This window comes from Candidatus Phytoplasma fraxini, from assembly GCF_038024965.1.
GTDB lineage: Bacteria > Bacillota_I > Bacilli_A > Acholeplasmatales > Acholeplasmataceae > Phytoplasma > Phytoplasma fraxini.
On sequence record NZ_CP146843.1, the window covers coordinates 394,402 to 415,706 of the forward strand.

Annotated in this window: 11 protein-coding genes and 1 pseudogene; 4 read left to right on the forward strand and 8 right to left on the reverse strand. The window is 23.5% G+C overall.

Annotated features, from left to right (window positions below; all coding sequences use genetic code 11):
* The first annotated feature begins 91 nt into the window (after positions 1-91).
* Both AADV48_RS02055 and AADV48_RS02060 read left to right on the forward strand, forming a co-directional pair.
* Entirely contained in the window at positions 92-607 is a 516-nt protein-coding gene (locus tag AADV48_RS02055) for a DJ-1/PfpI family protein (protein WP_341266418.1), read from the forward strand.
* A 164-nt stretch (positions 608-771) separates the two neighbouring features.
* Positions 772-2,244, forward strand: coding sequence for a 2-hydroxycarboxylate transporter family protein (locus tag AADV48_RS02060; RefSeq protein ID WP_341266419.1), 1,473 nt, complete (start codon positions 772-774; stop codon positions 2,242-2,244).
* A 92-nt stretch (positions 2,245-2,336) separates the two neighbouring features.
* On the opposite strand, the gene AADV48_RS02065 is transcribed toward AADV48_RS02060, so the two are convergent.
* Positions 2,337-3,689 carry a hypothetical protein gene (locus AADV48_RS02065; RefSeq protein WP_341266420.1) on the reverse strand — a complete coding sequence of 451 codons (1,353 nt, stop codon included), beginning with the start codon at positions 3,687-3,689 and terminating at the stop codon, positions 2,337-2,339.
* 1,167 nt (positions 3,690-4,856) lie between these two features.
* Between AADV48_RS02065 and AADV48_RS02070 the strand changes: the two are divergent.
* Positions 4,857-5,817: pseudogene (locus AADV48_RS02070) on the forward strand (IS3 family transposase).
* A gap of 470 nt (positions 5,818-6,287) precedes the next feature.
* Here AADV48_RS02070 and AADV48_RS02075 read toward each other — a convergent pair.
* Positions 6,288-10,964 carry an AAA domain-containing protein gene (locus tag AADV48_RS02075; protein ID WP_341266421.1) on the reverse strand — a complete coding sequence of 1,559 codons (4,677 nt, stop codon included), beginning with the start codon at positions 10,962-10,964 and terminating at the stop codon, positions 6,288-6,290.
* A 1,483-nt stretch (positions 10,965-12,447) separates the two neighbouring features.
* Entirely contained in the window at positions 12,448-12,693 is a 246-nt protein-coding gene (locus AADV48_RS02080; protein WP_341266422.1) for a hypothetical protein, read from the reverse strand.
* Between the two features lie 493 nt (positions 12,694-13,186).
* Here AADV48_RS02080 and AADV48_RS02085 point away from each other — a divergent pair, with 493 nt between their 5' ends.
* A complete protein-coding gene (locus tag AADV48_RS02085) occupies positions 13,187-13,378 on the forward strand; it encodes a hypothetical protein (protein WP_341266423.1) in 192 nt (63 codons plus the stop codon).
* Between the two features lie 536 nt (positions 13,379-13,914).
* Here AADV48_RS02085 and AADV48_RS02090 read toward each other — a convergent pair.
* The 5 genes from AADV48_RS02090 to fusA all read right to left on the reverse strand — a co-directional run bounded on the left by AADV48_RS02090 (position 13,915) and on the right by fusA (position 21,285).
* Entirely contained in the window at positions 13,915-15,258 is a 1,344-nt protein-coding gene (locus AADV48_RS02090) for a hypothetical protein (protein WP_341266424.1), read from the reverse strand.
* Between the two features lie 466 nt (positions 15,259-15,724).
* Entirely contained in the window at positions 15,725-15,871 is a 147-nt protein-coding gene (locus AADV48_RS02095; protein WP_341266425.1) for a hypothetical protein, read from the reverse strand.
* A 251-nt stretch (positions 15,872-16,122) separates the two neighbouring features.
* Complete coding sequence (locus tag AADV48_RS02100) at positions 16,123-17,631, reverse strand: leucyl aminopeptidase (protein ID WP_341266426.1); 1,509 nt, start codon at positions 17,629-17,631, stop codon at positions 16,123-16,125.
* A gap of 353 nt (positions 17,632-17,984) precedes the next feature.
* Positions 17,985-19,172: an elongation factor Tu gene (tuf, locus tag AADV48_RS02105; RefSeq protein ID WP_341266427.1), complete on the reverse strand. Its 1,188-nt coding sequence runs from the start codon at positions 19,170-19,172 to the stop codon at positions 17,985-17,987.
* 43 nt (positions 19,173-19,215) lie between these two features.
* Complete coding sequence (gene fusA, locus AADV48_RS02110) at positions 19,216-21,285, reverse strand: elongation factor G (RefSeq protein WP_341266428.1); 2,070 nt, start codon at positions 21,283-21,285, stop codon at positions 19,216-19,218.
* Between the last annotated feature and the right edge of the window lie 20 nt (positions 21,286-21,305).

The following is a 21,305-nucleotide window of genomic DNA, read 5'->3' on the forward strand; positions in this document are numbered from 1 at the left end:
ATAATTATGTAGTATTTTTATATAATTTAATATATAACTTATTCAAGTATATTTTATTAATTAAATTATAGAAAGAAAATATTGTTAGTTTATGAAAAAAGGGTTATTATTTTTATATGATGGTTTTGAAGATTGTGAAGCTTTAGCTACAAGATCATTTTTAAGAAAAAATTCGTTAGACGTTTTAACTTTCACTTCAAATATTTCTTTAGAAGTTTGGTCGTCTCAAAAAATTATAGTTAAATCTGATTTATTCATTGATGATATTAAATTATCTGAATATGATTTTTTAATTATTCCTGGTGGACCATATGTCAAAAAAATATTAAAAGAAGATGAATTAAATTTAAATAAAATTTTAACTATTATAAAATATTTTGCAGATAATAAAAAAATTATTGGTGCTATTTGTGCTGCTCCTTCTTTATTAGGAAAATTAAATTTATTAGTAAACAAGAAATTTACTTGTTATCCAGGTTATGAACAATATATAAAAGGTGATTATTGCCCTAATAAAAGAGCAGTTACTAGTGATATTTTTGTGACTTCTCGTTCACCAGAAACAATTTTCGATTTTGTAGAACATTTGTTAAAAAAAATAAAATAATTTTTGAAAGTAAATAATATTTGTCTTGTCTTTTGATGTTCTTAGGATATAAATTTTTATCTTTTTAAAGAAATTCATTAAACAAAATTAAATGTATATAAACGACATTTGTAGAAAGAATATATATTATTAACAAAAATGTTAATAATTTAAATAATATTACTTTGAACGAAAAAAATAATAAAAAAATAACTATTCTAGGATTTTCATTACCTTTAATTCTTATGATTTTGTGTTTAATTGTATTTCATGTATTTTTAAGTTATAATAATAACAAAATAGTAGAACCTTTAAGTGATAAGAAGAATCCAATAGAAGAACCTTGGCATAATTTTATATCAATGTTAATATTTATAATGTGTTTTTCTGGGTTTCTAAAATATATAGGTTCTAACATGCCTATTTTAAAAAATATAGGTGGCGGCCCTATTTTATGTTTGCTTATTCCTGCTTTTGTCTTTAATTATAATTTTGGGAATGGACAATTTCAAGGTTTTCAGGAAGCATTTAAAGAGAAAGCTTCTTTTTTTGGTAAAAACGAAAATATCGGTTTTTCTGATTTTGTTATATCATCTTTAATAGTTGGTAGTCTTGTAGGTATTCAAAAAGGATTTTTGGGTAAAGTATTTAAAAAATTTTTACCTTTAGTAATTATTTCTTTAACAATATCAGCTTTATGCGTGGGAACAATAAGTTTATTTTTAAAACCTATACCTATACAAGGCTTAGACTCCCACTCCCAGAGTACTAAAAATGCTTTTTTAGATTCTATTTTTTATATTTTTATTCCAATTGCATCAGGCGGTATTACTTCCGGAATAATTCCTTTAACTAAAATTTTTTCACAAGTACAAAAAGGATCAGAAGACGCTTTTAAAACTCATATTTTACCTTCTTTATTGATAGCTGGTATTTTTAGTGTTGTTTTATCTGGTTTGATTAAAAAAATTTGGGGTAAAAGTAAATATAGTAGTCCTAATAAAACATTAGAAAAAAATATAATAAATTCTGAAGATAATCTGAAAATAACAAAAGAAATCGCAAAAAAAGAATTAAAAATTAATTACGAAAATATTACTACCGGTTTAATAACTATTTGTGCTTTTTATATAGTAAGTGGTTGTTTTGGTGTAGGCATATCTAAATTATTTAAATTAATACCTATGTTTAATAAAGTAGATGCACCACCAATTATTATTTTGTTAGTTCTATTAGTAGTAATTTTAAAATTTTTCGATTTAATTACACCTTATTATACTCAATGTATAGAACAAGCTTCTAAATTTATAACAACCAATTTTACATCTGCTATTTTCTTTTTATTAGGGATAGGAACGGATTTTAATAAAATCATAAAGTCTATGTCGCATTGGCCTTTTGTTTTAATATGTTTATTATGTGTAATAATAACTGCTTTATCAGCTGCTATCATAGGTAATAAATTAGGATATTATCCTGTTCAATCTGCTATTTCTGCAGGTCTTTGTTCAAATAGTATTGGTGGTATCGGTAATATCGCTATTTTAGAAGCTTCCGATTCTATGGAATTAGCTCCTTATGCACAAATATCTACTCGTATTGGGGGAGATATTGTAGTTATATTAACAAGTATTTTATTCCCATTTATTTATTGTTAAAATTAATTTTCTTTTAAAAAATTTTCTTTCTATTTTAGAGATTTTTAAATAATAAAAAGTTATATGATTCCATTCCATCATATAACTTTTTATTATTTAAAAATTAAATCATATTCAATAATTATGCCATCAGAAGAAATACTTTTAGATAATTCATTTGTTATCTCGTTGTATTCATATGTAATATTTATGTCATTCGGTCTTATCTCTTCTATTAATAATCCTTTTAAAGGATCATATTTTTTAATTGTTCCATCAGGTAAAATTTCTTTTATTAAATGTGTAGTAACAGGATCAAATTCTTTAATATGTTGATTCGGTAAAATTAATTTTAATAATGTTTGGTGGTTGAAATCATATTCTTTAAATGTTTCATGTTTAGTACCATCAGATTCAATTATTTGTTTTATCTCATTTGAATCATGTTCAAATTCTATTATTGTGTTGTTTGGTAAAATTAATTTTGATATTTTTTTATTGTCCTCATCATATTCTTTGATTGTTTCTAATATCTCTTTATTTGGTTTTATTTCTTTCATTATAAAACCGGTATCAACATCATATTCTTGTATTGTACCGTCGTTCATAATTTTTTTAATTATTTTTTCGCTTAAAGGTTCGTATATTATTGAGTCGCCATTAGGCAAAATTTCTTTTGTTAATTTACGATCATACAAACCATATTCTTTGATATGACCGTTGTCAAAAATTATTTTAATTAATTTTTTTAAATTTATATCATATTCTTTTATTATTTTTTTATCTGCTGAAATTTCTTGAATAAAATGTGCAAAATAATTTCTTGTGGTCCCATCAGGAAATATTTTTTTTATTAAATGTGGTTTATATTCTTTGATAATTCCTTGGGAATTTATTTTTTGCAATAAATGACCTTTTTTAGCATCATATGTTTTTTGATATTTTAACAATCTTTTTTCATTGTCAATTTTGTTATCATTTGACTTATTTATTATAAAATAAAATTCTTTTATGAAGTCATTTTCTTTATAATCATATTCTTTAACATTATTGTCTTCGTTAATAATTTTCTTTACATATCCTTGTTGACAATCATATATTAATTGTAAATTATGATTTTTGGAAACCATCTTTATTAAGTTTTTATTTAAATCGGTATATTCAATGAGAAGATCTTCTGCATAATTTTTTGTATTTTTTAATAAAAGTCCTGTAATAGGATCAAATTCTTGTATATAACCACTAGGAGAAATTTTTTTTAATATTTTATTTGTAACAAAATCATATTCTTCTATATAACCTTCATCTAAAGTTACTTTTTTTATTAATTGTTCATTATTCGAAATTTTGTCTATAATATTATGTTTCTTCTTTGTTTGAAATTTATAAAAAAAATAAAATATATGTAAAAATATTATAATAAAAATAAGTAAGTACAAAAAAATATTATTTTTATTTAATTTCAATTAAGTGCCTTTCTTTGAGTTTCAGAAATAAATATATAACAAAAACATTCTTATTATACATGAAAATAAATTAATAACAAAAATAAAAATTTTACAATTTTAATGCTGATTGTTTTCTACAAAACTAAACCACTAGAAAATAACAAAACAAGTCAAATTGTTTATTAATAAAAATAAACAGTTTGACTTGTTCTTTTGCCGAAATTATTTAAATACAAAAAGAAGCGAAATTAGGGAAAATAAACAAAAAATAATTGTCTTAAAGTTGAAAAAACCATTTATTTAATTAAAGAATATGGTAAAAATGGAGTTATGGTATGTGTTGAACCGTTATAAAAAAATACTTTGTTAAAAATTCAAATTGTTTATTAATTACTAAAAAACTTTTTTATATAAGTTTTTTAATATAGCAGAACATTTAATGATAACCATGATAATATCATCAGTAGTATATTCAAAAAAACAAGAAAATATAAAATGACCATAATATGTCTATAAACTATTAAATAATAAATTAAATAAATATTAGAAAAAGAGAACATATTAATGATTCATACTAGAAAACAAAAAATGTTTTGTTCATTTGAAAAGATATGAAATTATCTATTTAATTTTAAGTTTTAAAGAATAAATTTAAGAACAAAAATGTATTAAAAAAGGTAGCATAGCAGTTTTAGTTGTTATATATTTTTTAATAAGAATAGAAATCATTTTTTAACAATTTTAATTATAATTAGATAGAATTTTTTTAAAAAACAGCTCCAAATTTTTTCTTTTCCAAAAATTTCAAATCCAATTTTCTAAATATCAAAAATATTAATTTTCAAAATTTTTTAAAATCAAAAGTACCAATTTGTCAATAAAATATTTTCAATTTTAAAATTCACCAAAAATTTTTAAAAACTATGAAAAATTGGTTATTTTTGTGATTTTGATGTTGTTTTTTAATTTTGTTGCAAGTGAAAAAAATGCACTTTTAATTTTTCCATTCAAAGAGCATTTTAATACCATTTAATAGTTATTTTTAAAAATCCAAAATCTAGATGTATCAAAAATTAGCATCACTTTTTTTACAAGTAATATATATATCTATTACCATGTAATTTAGCATCAAAATCAAGCTCATTTTGATAGTGAAAATTCAGTTTTTAAGTTATAATGAATGATATGAATATTAAAAATAAATTAAAGTTCTTGGAACAAAAAAATAAATTATTAATCCAAATGGTTAAAAACATCAAAAAGATTGATAAAGAGATAGTTTTTGATTTAGTAAACAAATTTAAAAACAGTTGAAGTATAGTTAAAATTTTAAAAATTTTGCAAATTAATAGAAATACATATTATTATTGGTTAAAAATTCAAGATAGAGTAAAACAAGAAAAGGAAAAATATCTTTTACAAGAAAAAAGAATTATTGCATTATGTGAACTTCATGAAAAATTTTATGGTTTTAGAAAAATTACTTTTTTATACCAAAGAACTTTTAATGAAACTATTAAAGAGCACAAAGTATATCAAATTATGAGAAAAAATAATGTTTCTTGTTGTTTAAGAATTAAAAAGAACAAATATAATTATCAAACTATGAAATCACAAATGAATATAGCAAATAATTTAATCAATCAAGATTTCCAAGCGCATGAACCAATGAAAAAACTATTTACAGATATTACTTATTTTAAAACTCAAAATAGATTTTTATATTTTTCATGTATTATTGATGCTTTTAATAAACAAATTGTTGCATATCATGTTTCTAATAAACAAAATAAAGATTTAATTTTAAATACAATTTAACAATTACCAAAATTAAAAGAATCATGTATACTCCATTCAGATCAAGGATCAATTTACCAATCTTTAAAAGTACAAAAAAAATTAATTCAAAATGGATTTTTAATCAGCATGAGTAAAAAAAGCTAATCCAAAAGATAATGCAATGATGGAAAGTTGTTTTGGTTATATGAAAAGCATTTTATTTCAGAGAAATCCATTATTATTTCAAAAAACTTTTTTACAAGTGCAAAAAATCATTCAGCAATTTACAGTATTTTGGAATAATGAATGGATTTTAACCAAATTGAATAATTTATCTCCATTGCAATATATGCAAAGTTTAAGATAAAATTTCCATTCACATCAAAAAATAAAATCTAACAAAAACAAAATGAAAAAAAATTCAAAATTATGCAATTTTTTCCTTGTATTATACAATACTTTTTAAGGTAAAACAAATTTTTTTCAAAATCATGAAGAAGATGTCAAATTTTTAATCTAATATATAAGTGTAAGGATAAAAATTTAAAATAATATCTTTTGAAATTAGAGAAATATATTTAAACAACAAAATATGTTTATTTAATTTGAAAAGATATGAAATAGAATCTTAAAGAATAATTTTATAATTAAAAGTTTGTTAAATTTTTTTCAACACTTCACAATTTAATGTCGTAATTTTATAAACTTTTTTTAAATAGAATATTTTTTATTTTCTTACAATTTCATGTAATATGTGAATATTATATGAAATTGTAATTTTTATACAAAAACTAGAAAATACCTTTTCATTATAATTGATATTCATTTATTATAAAATTATTTTTTATCAAAAGATTTTACTTTAAGATTTAAAGTATAAGAATTATTAAAGGTTTTTTCCGCACCAATAATAGGTTTGATACCTTTTTTGTCTAAATAATCAATTAATTTTTTGATAAATAATTTTTTATTTTTAAAAAAAACAGAAACAAAAATATGCAAAAATTGCCATCCATTACGTTCTAAAGTTCTTTGTTTATTAAAAACATAATTAAATTTATCTGAACCGTGAATTTTATCACCGATAAATTCAATAGCTAATATATTATCGTTATCATCTTCAATGACCATATCAATTTTATAATTACCTATTTTAACTTTCGGCATTACTCGATAATTATGTTCAGTTAAAATATCATAAATTTCTTCTTCAAAAATAGTTTCACATAACAATCTTGAATTTTTAAATTTTTTGTCATTTTTTATAAAAGGTGTGTTGAAATGAGAAATAAGACTTCTTCTTAAAACATCTTTTAAGCTTAATTGTTCATTATTTAATTCAACACTTCGAACTAAGTACATACGATCACGCGCTCGTGAAGCAGCTACATTAAAATGTTGTCTATGATTTTCTTTTGTAAGAGCAAAAGGTTTTTTACATTTAGGATAAAAAGATACTACTAATGAAATAAACATGATGTTTCTTTCTTCCCCTTGAAAAATTCTTGCATCTCCGCATTTAATACGGTGTTTTTCAAGTGTTAATCTAGATAATTCTTGACTTAAAAGCGAAAGAATATATTCTTTTTGTGATTTCCCTTTTAAAGTAATAATACCGATTGTTTTATTATCCATTTTAGGATCAAGACATATTTTTTTAATTTCATCAACAATAAAATGTGCTTCGGCCTTATTTATATCTTGATTTTCATCATAACAACCATCAGTAACTAAAACATCTATTAATGGTGGATCTAAACGTTCAGACATGGTAGGTAAACGCATTGGTTTTATCTCGTGATGATAAAACTCTCGATTAGAATATTCAATAATAGGTGCTATAGATCGGAAATGTTCTTTTAACATAATTTTTTCATGCGCAAAAACTACTTGAAACAGTTCATAAATAGATGAACCAGTTGTAATGTGACCCGAATAATCTTTAACTTGAGAATTTAATAAACGTTTAGTTAAATTATTAACTTTTTCAACATCTAAATTATCATCTGTTGGACCAACTTGTTTATCATCACCCACAATTAAAATTTTGTCTGCTCTTAATAAAGCAGGTAAAGCTGTTGATATACTTGATTGAGAAGCTTCATCAATAATAACTAAATCAAATGCTCCTAATTGAGAAGGTAATAACTCTGAAATTTTATCATGCGTCATGATAAAACACGGAATCACTTTTGATTCAATAACACGTTTTAAAGCTTCATTGGCTTGATGACGATATAAAGTTATTCTTTTACCTGTCCCTTTACCCATTTTATTTATAAAAGTAATAAAAGACTGAAGCGCAGATTCAATACCAGGATGAATTGTTTTAAAAACTTGTAGCCAAGTACGACGATCAACAATTGTTTCGTAACTTTTTTTCAAATCATTAATTTTATTTTTACGTTCTGATTCTAATTTTTCTAGAACATCTCCAGAATATAATTTATCTAAATAATTTTCTAATTGACGAAATAACCAACCATGAACCCAATCAGATGGAATCAAATGATCATCAGCACAATCAATTACAGGTTGAGAACGTAATTCTATAGCCCATAAAACCGCTCCTGAATCTTCAATTTTCTGACATACTTCTTTGATGATATTAAATTGTTTTTGTAATTTATATAAATGTTGCAATTGTTGATTAAAATCATCCCATTCATTCTTAAAATCAGATGGTAATACATTAGAATTTCCGCATTTTTCTTTTATAAAACTACCTATTTGAATAAATATATCACCAGAAGTATTATTAAAAAAATTCATTATTTCTTCTTTATCAAAAACATATTTTTTTAAATTATATAACTGTTCATGTTTGTGTAATATATAATCAATTTCTTTTAAAATATCTGAATTATCATAATCAGTAATTTTGTTAATACCGTTATATTTTGGTAATATTTGTTTAAGTGTTACTTGAATTTCCAATTCTAATTCATGTTTTTGAATTAGCATATTATAATGATCGTAATCTTTTTTAGATATTTTCAATAAATTAATTAATTCTGAAGATGATTCATTGAATTCGTATAAAATCGGTTGTAATAATAAAGTTTTAGCTAAACTATTATTCCAAATAGTAATTAATTTATGAATTTGTTTTTGTAAGTCGAAATATTCATGAATATATTGCCAATCACTCGGTGATTGAGGTTGATTATTAATAATTTTAATAGTGTTGAGTTTGTCTATAACATGCTGTTTATATTTTGTAAACCAACCAAAAGCATTTTTACCTTGTATCAATCGAGTTATAACTGACATAATATCATCATTAAAAGCTAAATCTGGTTTACTCCAAACTGGTTTTAACAAAAATTTAGATTGAAGTTGTTCAAAAACTATTTTAAATTCTTGATAAAAAGACTCAAATTCTGTTTTCGGTAAATCCTTAAATGATTTTTTTATCAATTTTTCGGCTTCAACATGCCAATCAAAATCACCACTATTTTTTAAAATCTTTTCACTTAAAATAAGACATTCTTTGATTTTAGAAGAAATATTTATAACTTGTTGATAATTTTTATCATTATCACCAACTAAATCTAATAAATTTCCGTTATCAATATCATTTCGAATATTATTAAAAATAATTAAATTTTGATGAGTATCATGGATCTTTTCTAAAATAAATTTCGGAATTTCTAATAAATTTATATTAAAATAATTTAAATTTTGAGATACTAAACGACGAGCTAATTTTAACTTCTTAATATTTTCTGAAGAAAATAATGGTTGATTATCAATCGTAAGTTGATCAGGTAACCAATTAGTTGGGTTTTTTGATTCATGTTTGTTTAAAAATTGAACCGCCTTTAAAGGAGTAAAAGTTTTGCGATGATTATCAATATTTAATTCAATCTCTTCGAATTGTGATTGAATTAAATGTTCAATTTTTTTGTCAATATTTGTTATTTCTTGATGTAAATTATCAATTTTTTTTGTTAAAAAAGTGATGTCATTAAGATAATCATTTTCATTCATAGAATTAATTGTACTTTGAATAATATTAAGTGTATGTTCTAATTGTTTATGATCTTCATAATCATTAGACAATAAACTCACTGCTAAAGGACGAATTGAAGATAATAATTTATCACGTAAAACATTTAAAGCTGTTTTTTTTTCTGAAGTAATTAAAATTCTTTTTCCTAAAGTTAAGTAATGTGAAAGAACATTAGCAATAGTATGGGTTTTACCAGTTCCTGGTGGTCCTTGAATTACCAAACCATTATAAGATTCTAATTTTTGAATAATTTTTAATTGTTCTTCATTAGAAGGCATAGTAAAATATAAATCCATAGTTTTTTGATCTATTTGTTCATCAATATTATCATGAGATGTTATATCCGATTGACAATAAATTCCGCGAAATTTAGTAGTTGTCGTTAATGGTCGAGATTCAGCTGGTTGTGTTAATAAAGCGGAAATTCCTAATGGTAAAGGATATAATTTATTTGTATTTATTGAAACTTGTAAATCATTTTGAAATTTTTCTAAATCTTGTATTAATAACTTGCTATTACATTGACGTACGAATAAAACCCAAGTATCAGTAATTGTCATTTGATTAGACAATGATGGTAATTTACCACTAATATTATTTTGTCGTGATAAAAATTCACCTTTTGTATCAAGATGAGTAGCAGCATTTTGAAAAATATGATGAAAAACATCAGGGTTAATAGGATATAGGAAATTATCATTATCAATAATTAAATCTTTTTGAAAAACTTTCCATTCATTTTCTAATCGAGATAACCCCATATTTGAATCATAAATATCTAACATAATTTGAGGATTACCTTTAAATGATAATTCAATGGCTTTAGTATGTTGGTTTATTTGGACATCAAGTGTATAAGAGATTAGTGGATAACAAACATTTTTAATCTCATCTCCCTTTTTCATTTTCCATAGAACCATACCTAGACCAAAAATTAATTCTTTTGTATGATCTTCTGAATTTGCAAATTCTTGTTCTAATTTATATAAGTTTTCATATAAATTACGAGTATTAAGACGTTTTTTTTCAGTTAAAGTCCAAGGATACCAAATAGTATGTAAATAATGATCAAATTCTTCTTGTAATCTAGGTTGTTTTTGCAAAAAAACCTTTTGTGTAATATAATCATCACTTGAATAAGTATTAATATCTATAACGGATAATAAGTTTGATTTAATAATTTGTTCTTTATGTATTTTTGATTTTAATATAGGTTTATTATTGTAATCATCAAAAACTTCCAACCATAATTCTAAAAATGAATTTTTTTCTGCTGAAGGTGGGAGATTGGTTAATGATCGTTCTACTACTAAACAAAGATTCTTATCTTCTTTTTGAGGAAAAAAATGTACACCCGGAAATGATTCGCGCAATTCATGTTCAAAATAATACCATTCATGTTGTTGAACTTCCGAAAAACGACTTTCTGATAAATTTTTAATTTCTTTTGCAAACGAAATTAAATCAAATAATCTTTGATATTGAGTTTTAATATTCATATTACAATCCTTTTTTGGATTTTTAAAATTATAGTTTAAGATATTAATAATATAATAATAATTATATATTAAATTAAAGAAAAAAATTTAATACCAAAATAATTTTTATAAATTTTTTTACAATTTATTTTAAATAAAAAGTTTTTTAATTTTGATAACAACTAAAACACAACTAAGATTTATCTACATTTATATCGTTTTTTTGGATTGATCCTCAAATATAATTATAACAATGTCTAACTTGTTAACTTCAAACCTTATTTTTTTATAATAATAAAAAAATAAATACCATTAATATGGTAAATTTACAAAACATTCAAATATTTATAATTTTTTATTATATTCTTTTACAAACTATCTAATATTGAATACTTAATTTTAAATGTTTTGGAATGTTGATAAATTTCTTTTTCGTCTAATTTATTTAATATTTTTTATAATTTGTTAATAAATTTATTTAGCTAGTTATAATAATTATTCGTATATAAACATTTGTTGTAAAAAACGAAATATTTATTTTTCGTTTTTTACAACAAAATGGATTTATAATAAATAATTTTTGAAAATCAAAATCAACTTCAATTAGGTTTAATAAAAATAATTTTATAAAACAACTAACTGAAATAACGATAGACAACATCATAATATAATTATGGCCTATCATATTCAAAATTAAGTTATTTTTAACGATTCCTATTCACTTTAAATCCTTTTATACTAATTTAGTAGTCTTGAACCTATTAAAATTTATAACGCATTTATACCTTTATTATACATATTTATTTTGATTTTGTAAACTTTTTTCTAATTTTTATATTTCAATTAAAATATTTTTGGACAAAAAATTATTTATAGTAATTAGGAATATTATTATATAATCCTGAAACAAGTAATAAAATAGAATTGATATAATTAATGTATTCTTTTCAAGAATACATTAATTAAAATAAAATAAACTTCTCAAAACAAATAAATAAATTGTATTTACAAAAAAATATATTTTATTTGAGTTTCACCACATTATTAATTTTTGTTATAGGTATTTTATTCTTAGCAGGATATTCTTTTTTTAGATACTTCGTTATGAAAAAATAGGCCATAGCACAAGTCAAAGAAATAGAAACCCAAAAAGATAAGAGTCAGTGGTAATGTTTTATTTAAAATTCTTGTCATCATTATTTCTAGACCACTTTATTATGATAAGTTTCACAAATTCTATGTTAATTTGGTTTATTATTGGTTTTGCTATTTTCCAAAAGTTTAGACACTTTTTAATCTCATTAAAATATTTTGTTAGTTTGAAAAGATAAGAAATGAACTACTAATGAAAAGTCTTAAAGAACAATTTTAGAAACAAAAGCGAAATGTTTGTGTAATTTAAACATTTTTTTGATTATAAAATTATTCTTTAACATTCTATTTCATATCTTTTAAAATTAAAAAAACATATTTTTTTATTATTGTTTTAATTTATCAGCTTTGTTCAATTATTTTTTTCACCATGTAATTTGTTTATAAAAGTGAACCAAAAATGCAAAAACTCTTGATAAGTACTTTGTTCTGTGAATTTATCGATTGTTTTGTTCTGAATCGTCAAATTATTTGCTACATTTCCTATTTCTTTACATTTATATTTTGGCTCGTTTACCGCACCTTCTAAGTATAACCAACCACCTAATACAGCGCCTAATATAATACCTACAATAAAAATGAATAAATTTTTAATCATAATAATCTCTCTGTAAATTTAAAAAATTTTGTTAAAAAATCAATTTCTTTTCATTTTGCGAACTACTTGTTAACTTTTTTTACCTAATTATATATATAAAAAGGTAAAATATTAGTAGAAATATCTTTTGAAACTAACAAATGTAAAAAATATTAGATACTTTTTAATCTAATTAAAATATTTTGTTAATTAGAAAAGATAAGACATTATCTACTTAATTGGAATTCTTAAAGAACAATTTTAGAAAAAAAAGTTGTCTAAACAAATAACAACTTAAGTTCATTATACCTAATAATAAAAATAAATTCATAAAATTATCACTATGCGTTCAAAATTATTTATATTTATTCTTTCTTCATAAAATTTTATATTATAGTTTCAATAGATTTTTACAACAAAATTTTATTACTTAAAAGGTAATTTTAGTAAAAAATAATTTAATTTCTCAGTCAACATATTTTTATAAATAAATAAAGAATAAGAGTTTGATTTTATGTTAAAAAAACAAGCTAAAGAACAAAAAATTCGTAAAATGTTAAAAAAAGTAAATATAGATAAATTAAAAATCGTCGTTTTAAAAAATTGTAGTAAAAAAACGCATTTTGAATACAAAAATAATATTCTTTTTCTGAATCCGCAGGTTGAAACACTTGTTTATCAAATTTTAAAAGAAATAAAAAAATAATGAATTTAATAAAAACATCATAATTTTAAAATATGAATTATATTTTATGCAATAAATTTGTATTTAATTTTTGAAGTGTTGAAACAAATTAAACAAACTTTTAATTATAAAATTATTCTTTAAGATTATATTTATCTTTTAAATTTGTTAAATAATATAAAATTACATAATTATCATAAATTCTTTTTTTTATTTTTGATGACTTTTTTGTTTAAACGATTTTTAATCTAATATTTATAAAATTTTAGAAAAGTTCTAAATTTTATAAATGAGAAATATTTAAATGTAAAAACAATTTAGGCAAAAGAAAAAGTCAAATTGTTTATTAATAAAAATAAACAATTTGACTTGTTTTGTTACTTTCTAATGGTTTAGTTTTTTTTGGAACTCACCCTAATTCAAATATTTTAATTTTTTTCTGAATTTTCTTGATTTTGTTTCTTTTTTTCTTTAAGTTTTTTTATTATAGTCACTAGACAATAAACAGACCATGCAAAGGCTAAAACAAAATACCAACAACTAAAACAAAATTTTGATTATTCATTTATTATTAATTCATAAAGATAATTAATTACATGCACTTTTTCATTAGATTCGATATCATATTCGCCGAGATAATTAATTACATGCACTTTTTCATTAGATTCGATATCATATATTAGTTTATTTCTTGGTTGAGTGGTTAAAGTTGTATAATCATCTAATTTGATATTTATAGATTCAGAAGTGAAATATCCTTGAGTTATTATTTTTTTAGTACCGTCTTTAAAAGAGTTTTTAATTATATCTTCAAGAATATTTTGAGTTGTTTGTTTTATTATTTCTTTTTGTAATAACTTAGGTATTTTTTTAGAAAAAAATTTTATTCCATTAGACCCAGTTAATTTTTGTAAACCTGGTATAGGTAAAAAAGCAAAAGCAGTATCTAAAACACCATTTATACCTTGTTGTGGATTATCTTGTACCCAAGATTCAACTATATCCAAAACACCAAAAACAGCATCAACAGCTGTACCCACATAAGGAATAAAATTAATGACATTATGAGAAACATTCCAAACAACATCAAGCCAATTGTTAGTTTTAAAAGTTAATAAAGGTTGTTCATAGTCAATATAAATACCATCACCTAAATCAGTTTTTAAGTTATTTTCTGTCAAACTTTTTACTTGAGAAAAATTATTCTCTAAAACTGAACCAATTGCATGTGCTGGAATTAAAACCATAGTTTCTTGTTCATCAATATTTACTTCTATTTTAAAACCTTGTGAACCATATTTAACTAAAAAATAACCTTTTTCGGTTGGTGTTTTTTTGTTATACCAATAATCTCTCCATTTTTCATAAGACCAAAAACAAGGACGCCATTCTGAAGGAACTTTCCAGTGTTGTTTGTGTTTATCAAAATAAAAGTTTTTATTAATTCGGGTTTGCATAGTAACATCGTTATAACGAGTATTATCATAAAAAAAATAAATATTTGATACATCATTCGTCATTTGTTTTAAATTATCTAAAGTATAGTAATTTTCTTTATTTTCTCTTATACCACCATCAAAATAAACTCCCAAAAGATTAGTAGGAGTATCTTTAATAACTGTATTTAAATTATTGTTAGATGTAGCATTATAACAAGGAGAAGAGTTAAGTTGTAAAGTTTTATTTAAGTATTTAGTAGTATAATTATTAACTAATTGTTCTTTATCAACCAAAGGATAAGGTTGTTCTAATAAAACTAAATGGATTTGAGGTGTTAGGGATTCATTATTCTTTTGAGCCGATATTAATACTTTATGATTAGTTAAAAAGAAAAAAATTAATAAAATAAAAAAAGATAAAAAGAAATATTTAAACTTATAAGGAAACTTAAATTTTAACATAAAACCTCTTGCTTACTAAAAAAATTATTAAATACCAAAATATTTTATTTTGGTTTTTTTATAGAATTATTATTATTGCCCATGATTCGCCGTATAATATATTTTATCACAAGTAAATAATAAATTAAAGTAATTATACGTTCAAATATATTATAACTCTAAAATAATTTTAAAAAAAATAAATTGAAGTACTTACTAAAAATTTCAACAATTTTTAATTATTTAAATTATTCTTTAAGAATCTATTGTATATCTTTTCCAATGAAAAAAATATAATTTTTTGTTTTTCAATATTTCTTTAATTGCAAAAGATATTTGTTATCTTTACACTTTCTATCTTTATATAAAGATAAATTAAAAATAGATTTTCTCCTTTGTGGCAAAAGAAAAAGTCAAACTGTTTATTAATAAACAGTTTGACTTTTAAATTGAGTTTTTTTATTGGTTCCATATTTAGGAACTCACCCTATCTATTAGAATGATTTGATGGATTTCGATTATTTGCACGTGTCATAGCATTATGCAAAATAATTTGTTGTTCTGAAATACGTTGACTTAATTGAATATTTTGTCTTATAAGATCATTAATAATTCCTTCAGAAGCATTATTCATTCTAGCATTAAAAATTTGTTGAACTAATTGAGGTGAATATAAATTTCATCTTTACAATCAAATAACATTTTATTATATTTTTTTCTTTTTAAGAAATTTTTAATTATTCATTGAGAGATTTGATTTTGTTTTCGAATAAGCCTATTTAGATTTGTATTTCAGTGATTTAATTCTTAATCCTAATAAATATTAAAAACTAACTTTAATAAATTAATTTTTAATATTAATTTAAAACATCAATTATATTAAAATTATTCATTAATTGTTTTTTCATAATAAGTTTTAACAAAATCATTTAAAAGACGTACTCCAAAACCTGAAGCCCAAGACTTATTAAATTCATTTTGTTTCTGTACACACACACCAGCAATATCTATATGTGCCCACGGAATTAAATCATCTACAAAACGTTTCAAAAATTGAGCCGCAGTAATAGAACCAGCAGAACCGCCAGCAGAATTTTTCATATCAGCAAACTGACTATCGATTAATTTATCATATTTTTTATCTAAAGGCATTTGCCAAACTTTTTCAAATGTTTTGTTTCCTGATTCGATTAATTGTCGACTTAAAATTTCATTATTAGAAAAAAGGCCAGCATATTCTTTACCTAAAGAAATTTGAATAGCACCAGTTAAAGTAGCTAAATCCACTATCATTTTAGGTTGTATTTTAGTTTTACAATACCATAAAACATCAGCTAATACCATTCTGCCTTCAGCATCAGTATTAACAACTTCAATTGTTTGGCCAGACATAGAAGTAACAATATCACCAGGCCTTTGAGCTTTAGAACTCAGCATATTTTCAACTAAACCAACAATGCCAACAACATTAACTTTTGCTTTTCTCACTGCTAAAGTACGCATTAAACCAACAACAGTTCCAGCTCCTCCCATATCACCTTTCATGTCTTGCATATTTAAGGAAGGTTTAATAGAAATTCCGCCAGAATCAAAAACTACTCCTTTGCCTACAAAAGACAATGGTTTACTACTTTCTTCGTTATCTTTATCGCCGTTCCATTTCATAATAACTAAATAAGGTGGTCTAGCAGAACCTTGACCCACCGCTAATAAAGCATTCATTTTGAATTGTTTTAATTGCGATTCGTCTAAAATTTCAACTTCAATTCCTATTTTTTCTAATTCTTTAATTCTTTCTGTAAACTCTTCAGTTCCTAAAATATTAGCTGGTTCATTAATTAAATCTTTAGTTAAATTAACACCTTCATGAACAGCTTGTATTTCTTGCATTTCTGTTTGACAAGAATCAGCTTTATCAGTAACTATAATAATTTCTAAATCATCATTTTCTGTTATAGTTTTATTTTCTTTTTTATAAGTATGATAGCGATCAAAAGAATAACTTTTTAATAAAGAACCTAAAACCAAGTTCATTAACTGTGTTTCTGTAATAACAATACCTAAAGCATCAGCAAAAATAACTACCTTTTTATTTTTTTTAATCGTGTCAAAACAAAGACCACCGATTTTAAGCCAAGTTTCAGTAGTTATTTCTTGTTTTTTACCTAATCCTATTACTGTTACGCAAGAAAAAGGAGAACCTTCTGGAGACAATAATTTTATTTGAGTGCCAAAAGAACCCTCAAAATTTTCAACTTCATAACTTTTTTGAATAATATTTTTAGGATCCACTAACTCTAAGCCAAAAATTTTATCTTCTTTTTGAACTTGTAAAAGTATTGCAGAATTCACATCTATATATGATTCAAACTTCGATATAAAAGAAACTTTCATATATTAGAATACCTCTTATATTAATTTTTAATCTTATTTTATTTACTTTAATATTCATAATAAATATTTAAAATAAAAAAATCTTCTTATAAAACTTATTTTATTTTTTATATAAAAAATATTCATTCGACACATTATTTTTTAATAAAAAACAAAAACTACTGTAATTATCAATTAATTATAAAAATAACTAATGTTTTAAAAAAATTTTGTTGTATGAATGTAACATATAAAATTATTTTTTACAAAAAAACTTAAAGCTAAATCAATTATTTATTATAAAATAAATAATTGGATTTTTTATTTTAAAAATATTGAATATATTTTTTAGTTCAAAAGTTTATAATAATTAATTATTCAATTATTTTAACAACTTTTCCGGCTCCAATAGTTTTACCGCCTTCACGTATAGAAAAACTTGTCCCCTCTTCGATTGCAACTGGATGAATTAAAGTAACGATAAGTTCAACTGAATCACCTGGATTTACTATTTTCATATCATCTTTTAAGTGAATTACACCAGTAATATCTGCAGTTCTTACATAAAATTGTGGACGATAATTATCTCTGAAGAAAGTATTTCTTCCGCCTTCTTTAGCTGTAAGAATATAAATTTGAGCTGTAAATTTAGAATGAGGTTTTACAGAACCTGGTTTTACTATAACTTGGCCACGTTGAATATCTTTATAATTTATACCACGTAATAAAATACCAATATTATCACCAGCATAAGCACCTTCTTTATCTAAATTTTTATGAAACATTTGTAAACCAGTTACTATAGATTTTTGTGTTTCTTTAATTCCTAAAATTTCTACTTCTTCAGAAAGTTTAATTTGTCCTCTTTCTACACGTCCTGTTGCTACAGTACCTCTTCCTTTAACATTTATAACACCTTCAATAGGCATTAAAAAAGGTTTGTCTAAATCACGTACAGGATCTTCAATATATGTATCTAAAGCATTCAGTAATTCTTCTATACTTTTAACATATTTTTCTTGACCTTCGATAGATTTTAAAGCAGAGCCTCTAATAATAGGCATGTTATCAGTATCAAAACCATTAGAAGATAAAACATCTCTAATTTCTAATTCTACCACTTCCAAAATTTCTTCATCTTCAATCATATCACATTTATTTAAAAAAACTAATAATTTCGGAACACCTACTTGTTTTGCAAGTAAAATATGTTCTTTTGTTTGCGGCATAACACCATCCACAGCAGAAACCACTAAAATACCTGCATCCATTTGAGCAGCTCCAGTAATCATATTTTTAATATAATCTGCATGTCCAGGACAATCCACATGAGCATAATGTCTTTTAGATGTTTGATATTCTACATGTGAAGTACTAATTGTAATACCACGTTCTTTTTCTTCAGGCGCTTTATCTATTTGTTCATAATTATGTTTTTTTGCTAATCCTTTAGAAGATAAATAAGTAGTTATTGCAGAAGTTAAAGTAGTTTTACCATGATCTATGTGTCCAATAGTCCCAACATTTACATGGGCTTTATCTCTTAAAAATATTTCAGCCATTTTAATAGGCCTCCTTTTTTTTATTTTTTAAAAATTTTAAATATTAAGCACGTTCTTTAATAATATTTTCAGCAATATTATTAGGAGTCTTAGCATATCTATCGAATTGCATAACAAAACTCGCTCTACCTTGAGTATTCGAACGCAAACTAGTAACATACCCAAACATTTCGGATAATGGAACTAAAGATTTAATAACAACTGTATTACCGCGATTTTCCTGATTTTCTAATTTTCCTCTTCTGGATGTTAAATCACTAATTACATTCCCTAAATATTCATTTGGTGTTACAACTTCTACATTCATAATAGGTTCTAAAATAATTAAACCTCCATTATGTTTTGTATCTTTTAAAGCAATAGAAGCAGCTATTTTAAAAGCAATTTCTGACGAATCTACATCATGATAAGAACCATCAAATAAAGTGGCTTTTACATCTATAAAAGGGAAACCAGCAATAATACCGTTAGCCAAAGATTCTTCTAAACCTTTTTTAATAGCTGGTATGTATTCGCGTGGAATAGTACCACCAACAATTTTATTTATAAATTCAAATCCTTTTCCTTCGTTAGGCTCAAAACAGATACAAACATGACCGTATTGACCACGACCACCAGATTGACGTATAAATTTACCTTCTGTTTCAACAACTTGAGTTAAAGTCTCTCTATAAGCAACTTGTGGTTTAGCTACATTAGCTTGTATTTTAAATTCTCTTTTTAAACGATCCATAATAATATCAAGATGTAATTCACCCATTCCTGCAATAATGGTTTGCCCTGTTTCATGATTTATAGAAACCTTAAAAGTCGGATCTTCTTCAGCTAATTTACTTAAAGCAATAGCAATTTTATCTTGATCATTTTTAGTTTTGGGTTCTACCGCAATTTCTATCACTGGTTCAGGAAAATTCATAGATTCTAAAATAATATAATCGTTGTCTAAAGCTAAAGTATTTCCAGTAGTAGTATTTTTTAAACCTATAACAGCAACAATATCACCAGCATTAGCTTCTTGAATTTCTTCTCTTTTGTTTGCATGCATTTGTAACAAACGACCTATACGTTCTTTTGCATTTTTAGAAACATTTTTGATATAAGTCCCTGTTTTTAAAACACCTGAATAAATTCTTAAAAAAGTTAAACGTCCTACAAAAGGATCAGTCATAATTTTAAAAGCTAAAGCCGTAAAAGGTTCATCATCAGATGGTTTACGAATGATTTGATTTTCATTAATATCTAAACCGATAATAGGAGGAACTTCAATAGGAGATGGCAAAAAATCTATCATAGCATCTAAAATTTTCAAAACACCTTTATTTTTAAAAGCAGAACCACACAAAACAGGAAAAAAATCAACAGTCAAAGTAGCTTTTCTAATAACTTTTTTTAAAAAATTGGCACTAATTTCTTTATTTTGAAAAAATAATTCCATTAGTTCATCATCAAAATCCGATAATAATTCGATTAATTCTTGTCTTTTGAGAGTAGCTATTTCTACTAAATCTTCTGGGATATCTATAATTTTACCATCTTCATTAAAAGAATTATTATCATATTGAAAAGCAGTCATTTCTAACAAATCAATAATACCAATAAAATTACTTTCTTTTCCGATAGGCCATTGAATAGCTGCTACTTTAACACCTAATCTCGCTTTTAGAGTATTAATAGAATATTGAAAATCTGCACCTATTTTATCCATTTTATTAACAAAAACAATCCTTGGTACTTTATATTCTGTTGCTTGACGCCAAACTGTTTCTGTTTGAGGTTCTACACCTGCTTGAGCATCTATAACAACTACTGCGCCATCTAAAACTCTTAAAGAACGTGAAACTTCAACTGTAAAATCTACATGGCCGGGAGTATCAATGATTTGAATTTTATGATTTTTCCAAAAAATAGTTGTAGCAGCAGAAGTAATAGTAATTCCTCTTTCTTGCTCCTGCTCCATCCAATCCATTTGCGAAGCTCCTTCATGAGTCTCACCTATTTTATGTATTTTACCAGTATGAAATAAAATTCTTTCTGTAGTAGTTGTTTTTCCTGCATCAATATGTGCCATAATACCGATATTACGAATTTTATCAATCTTAAATTGGCGAGCCATAAATATTACTCCTTAATAAT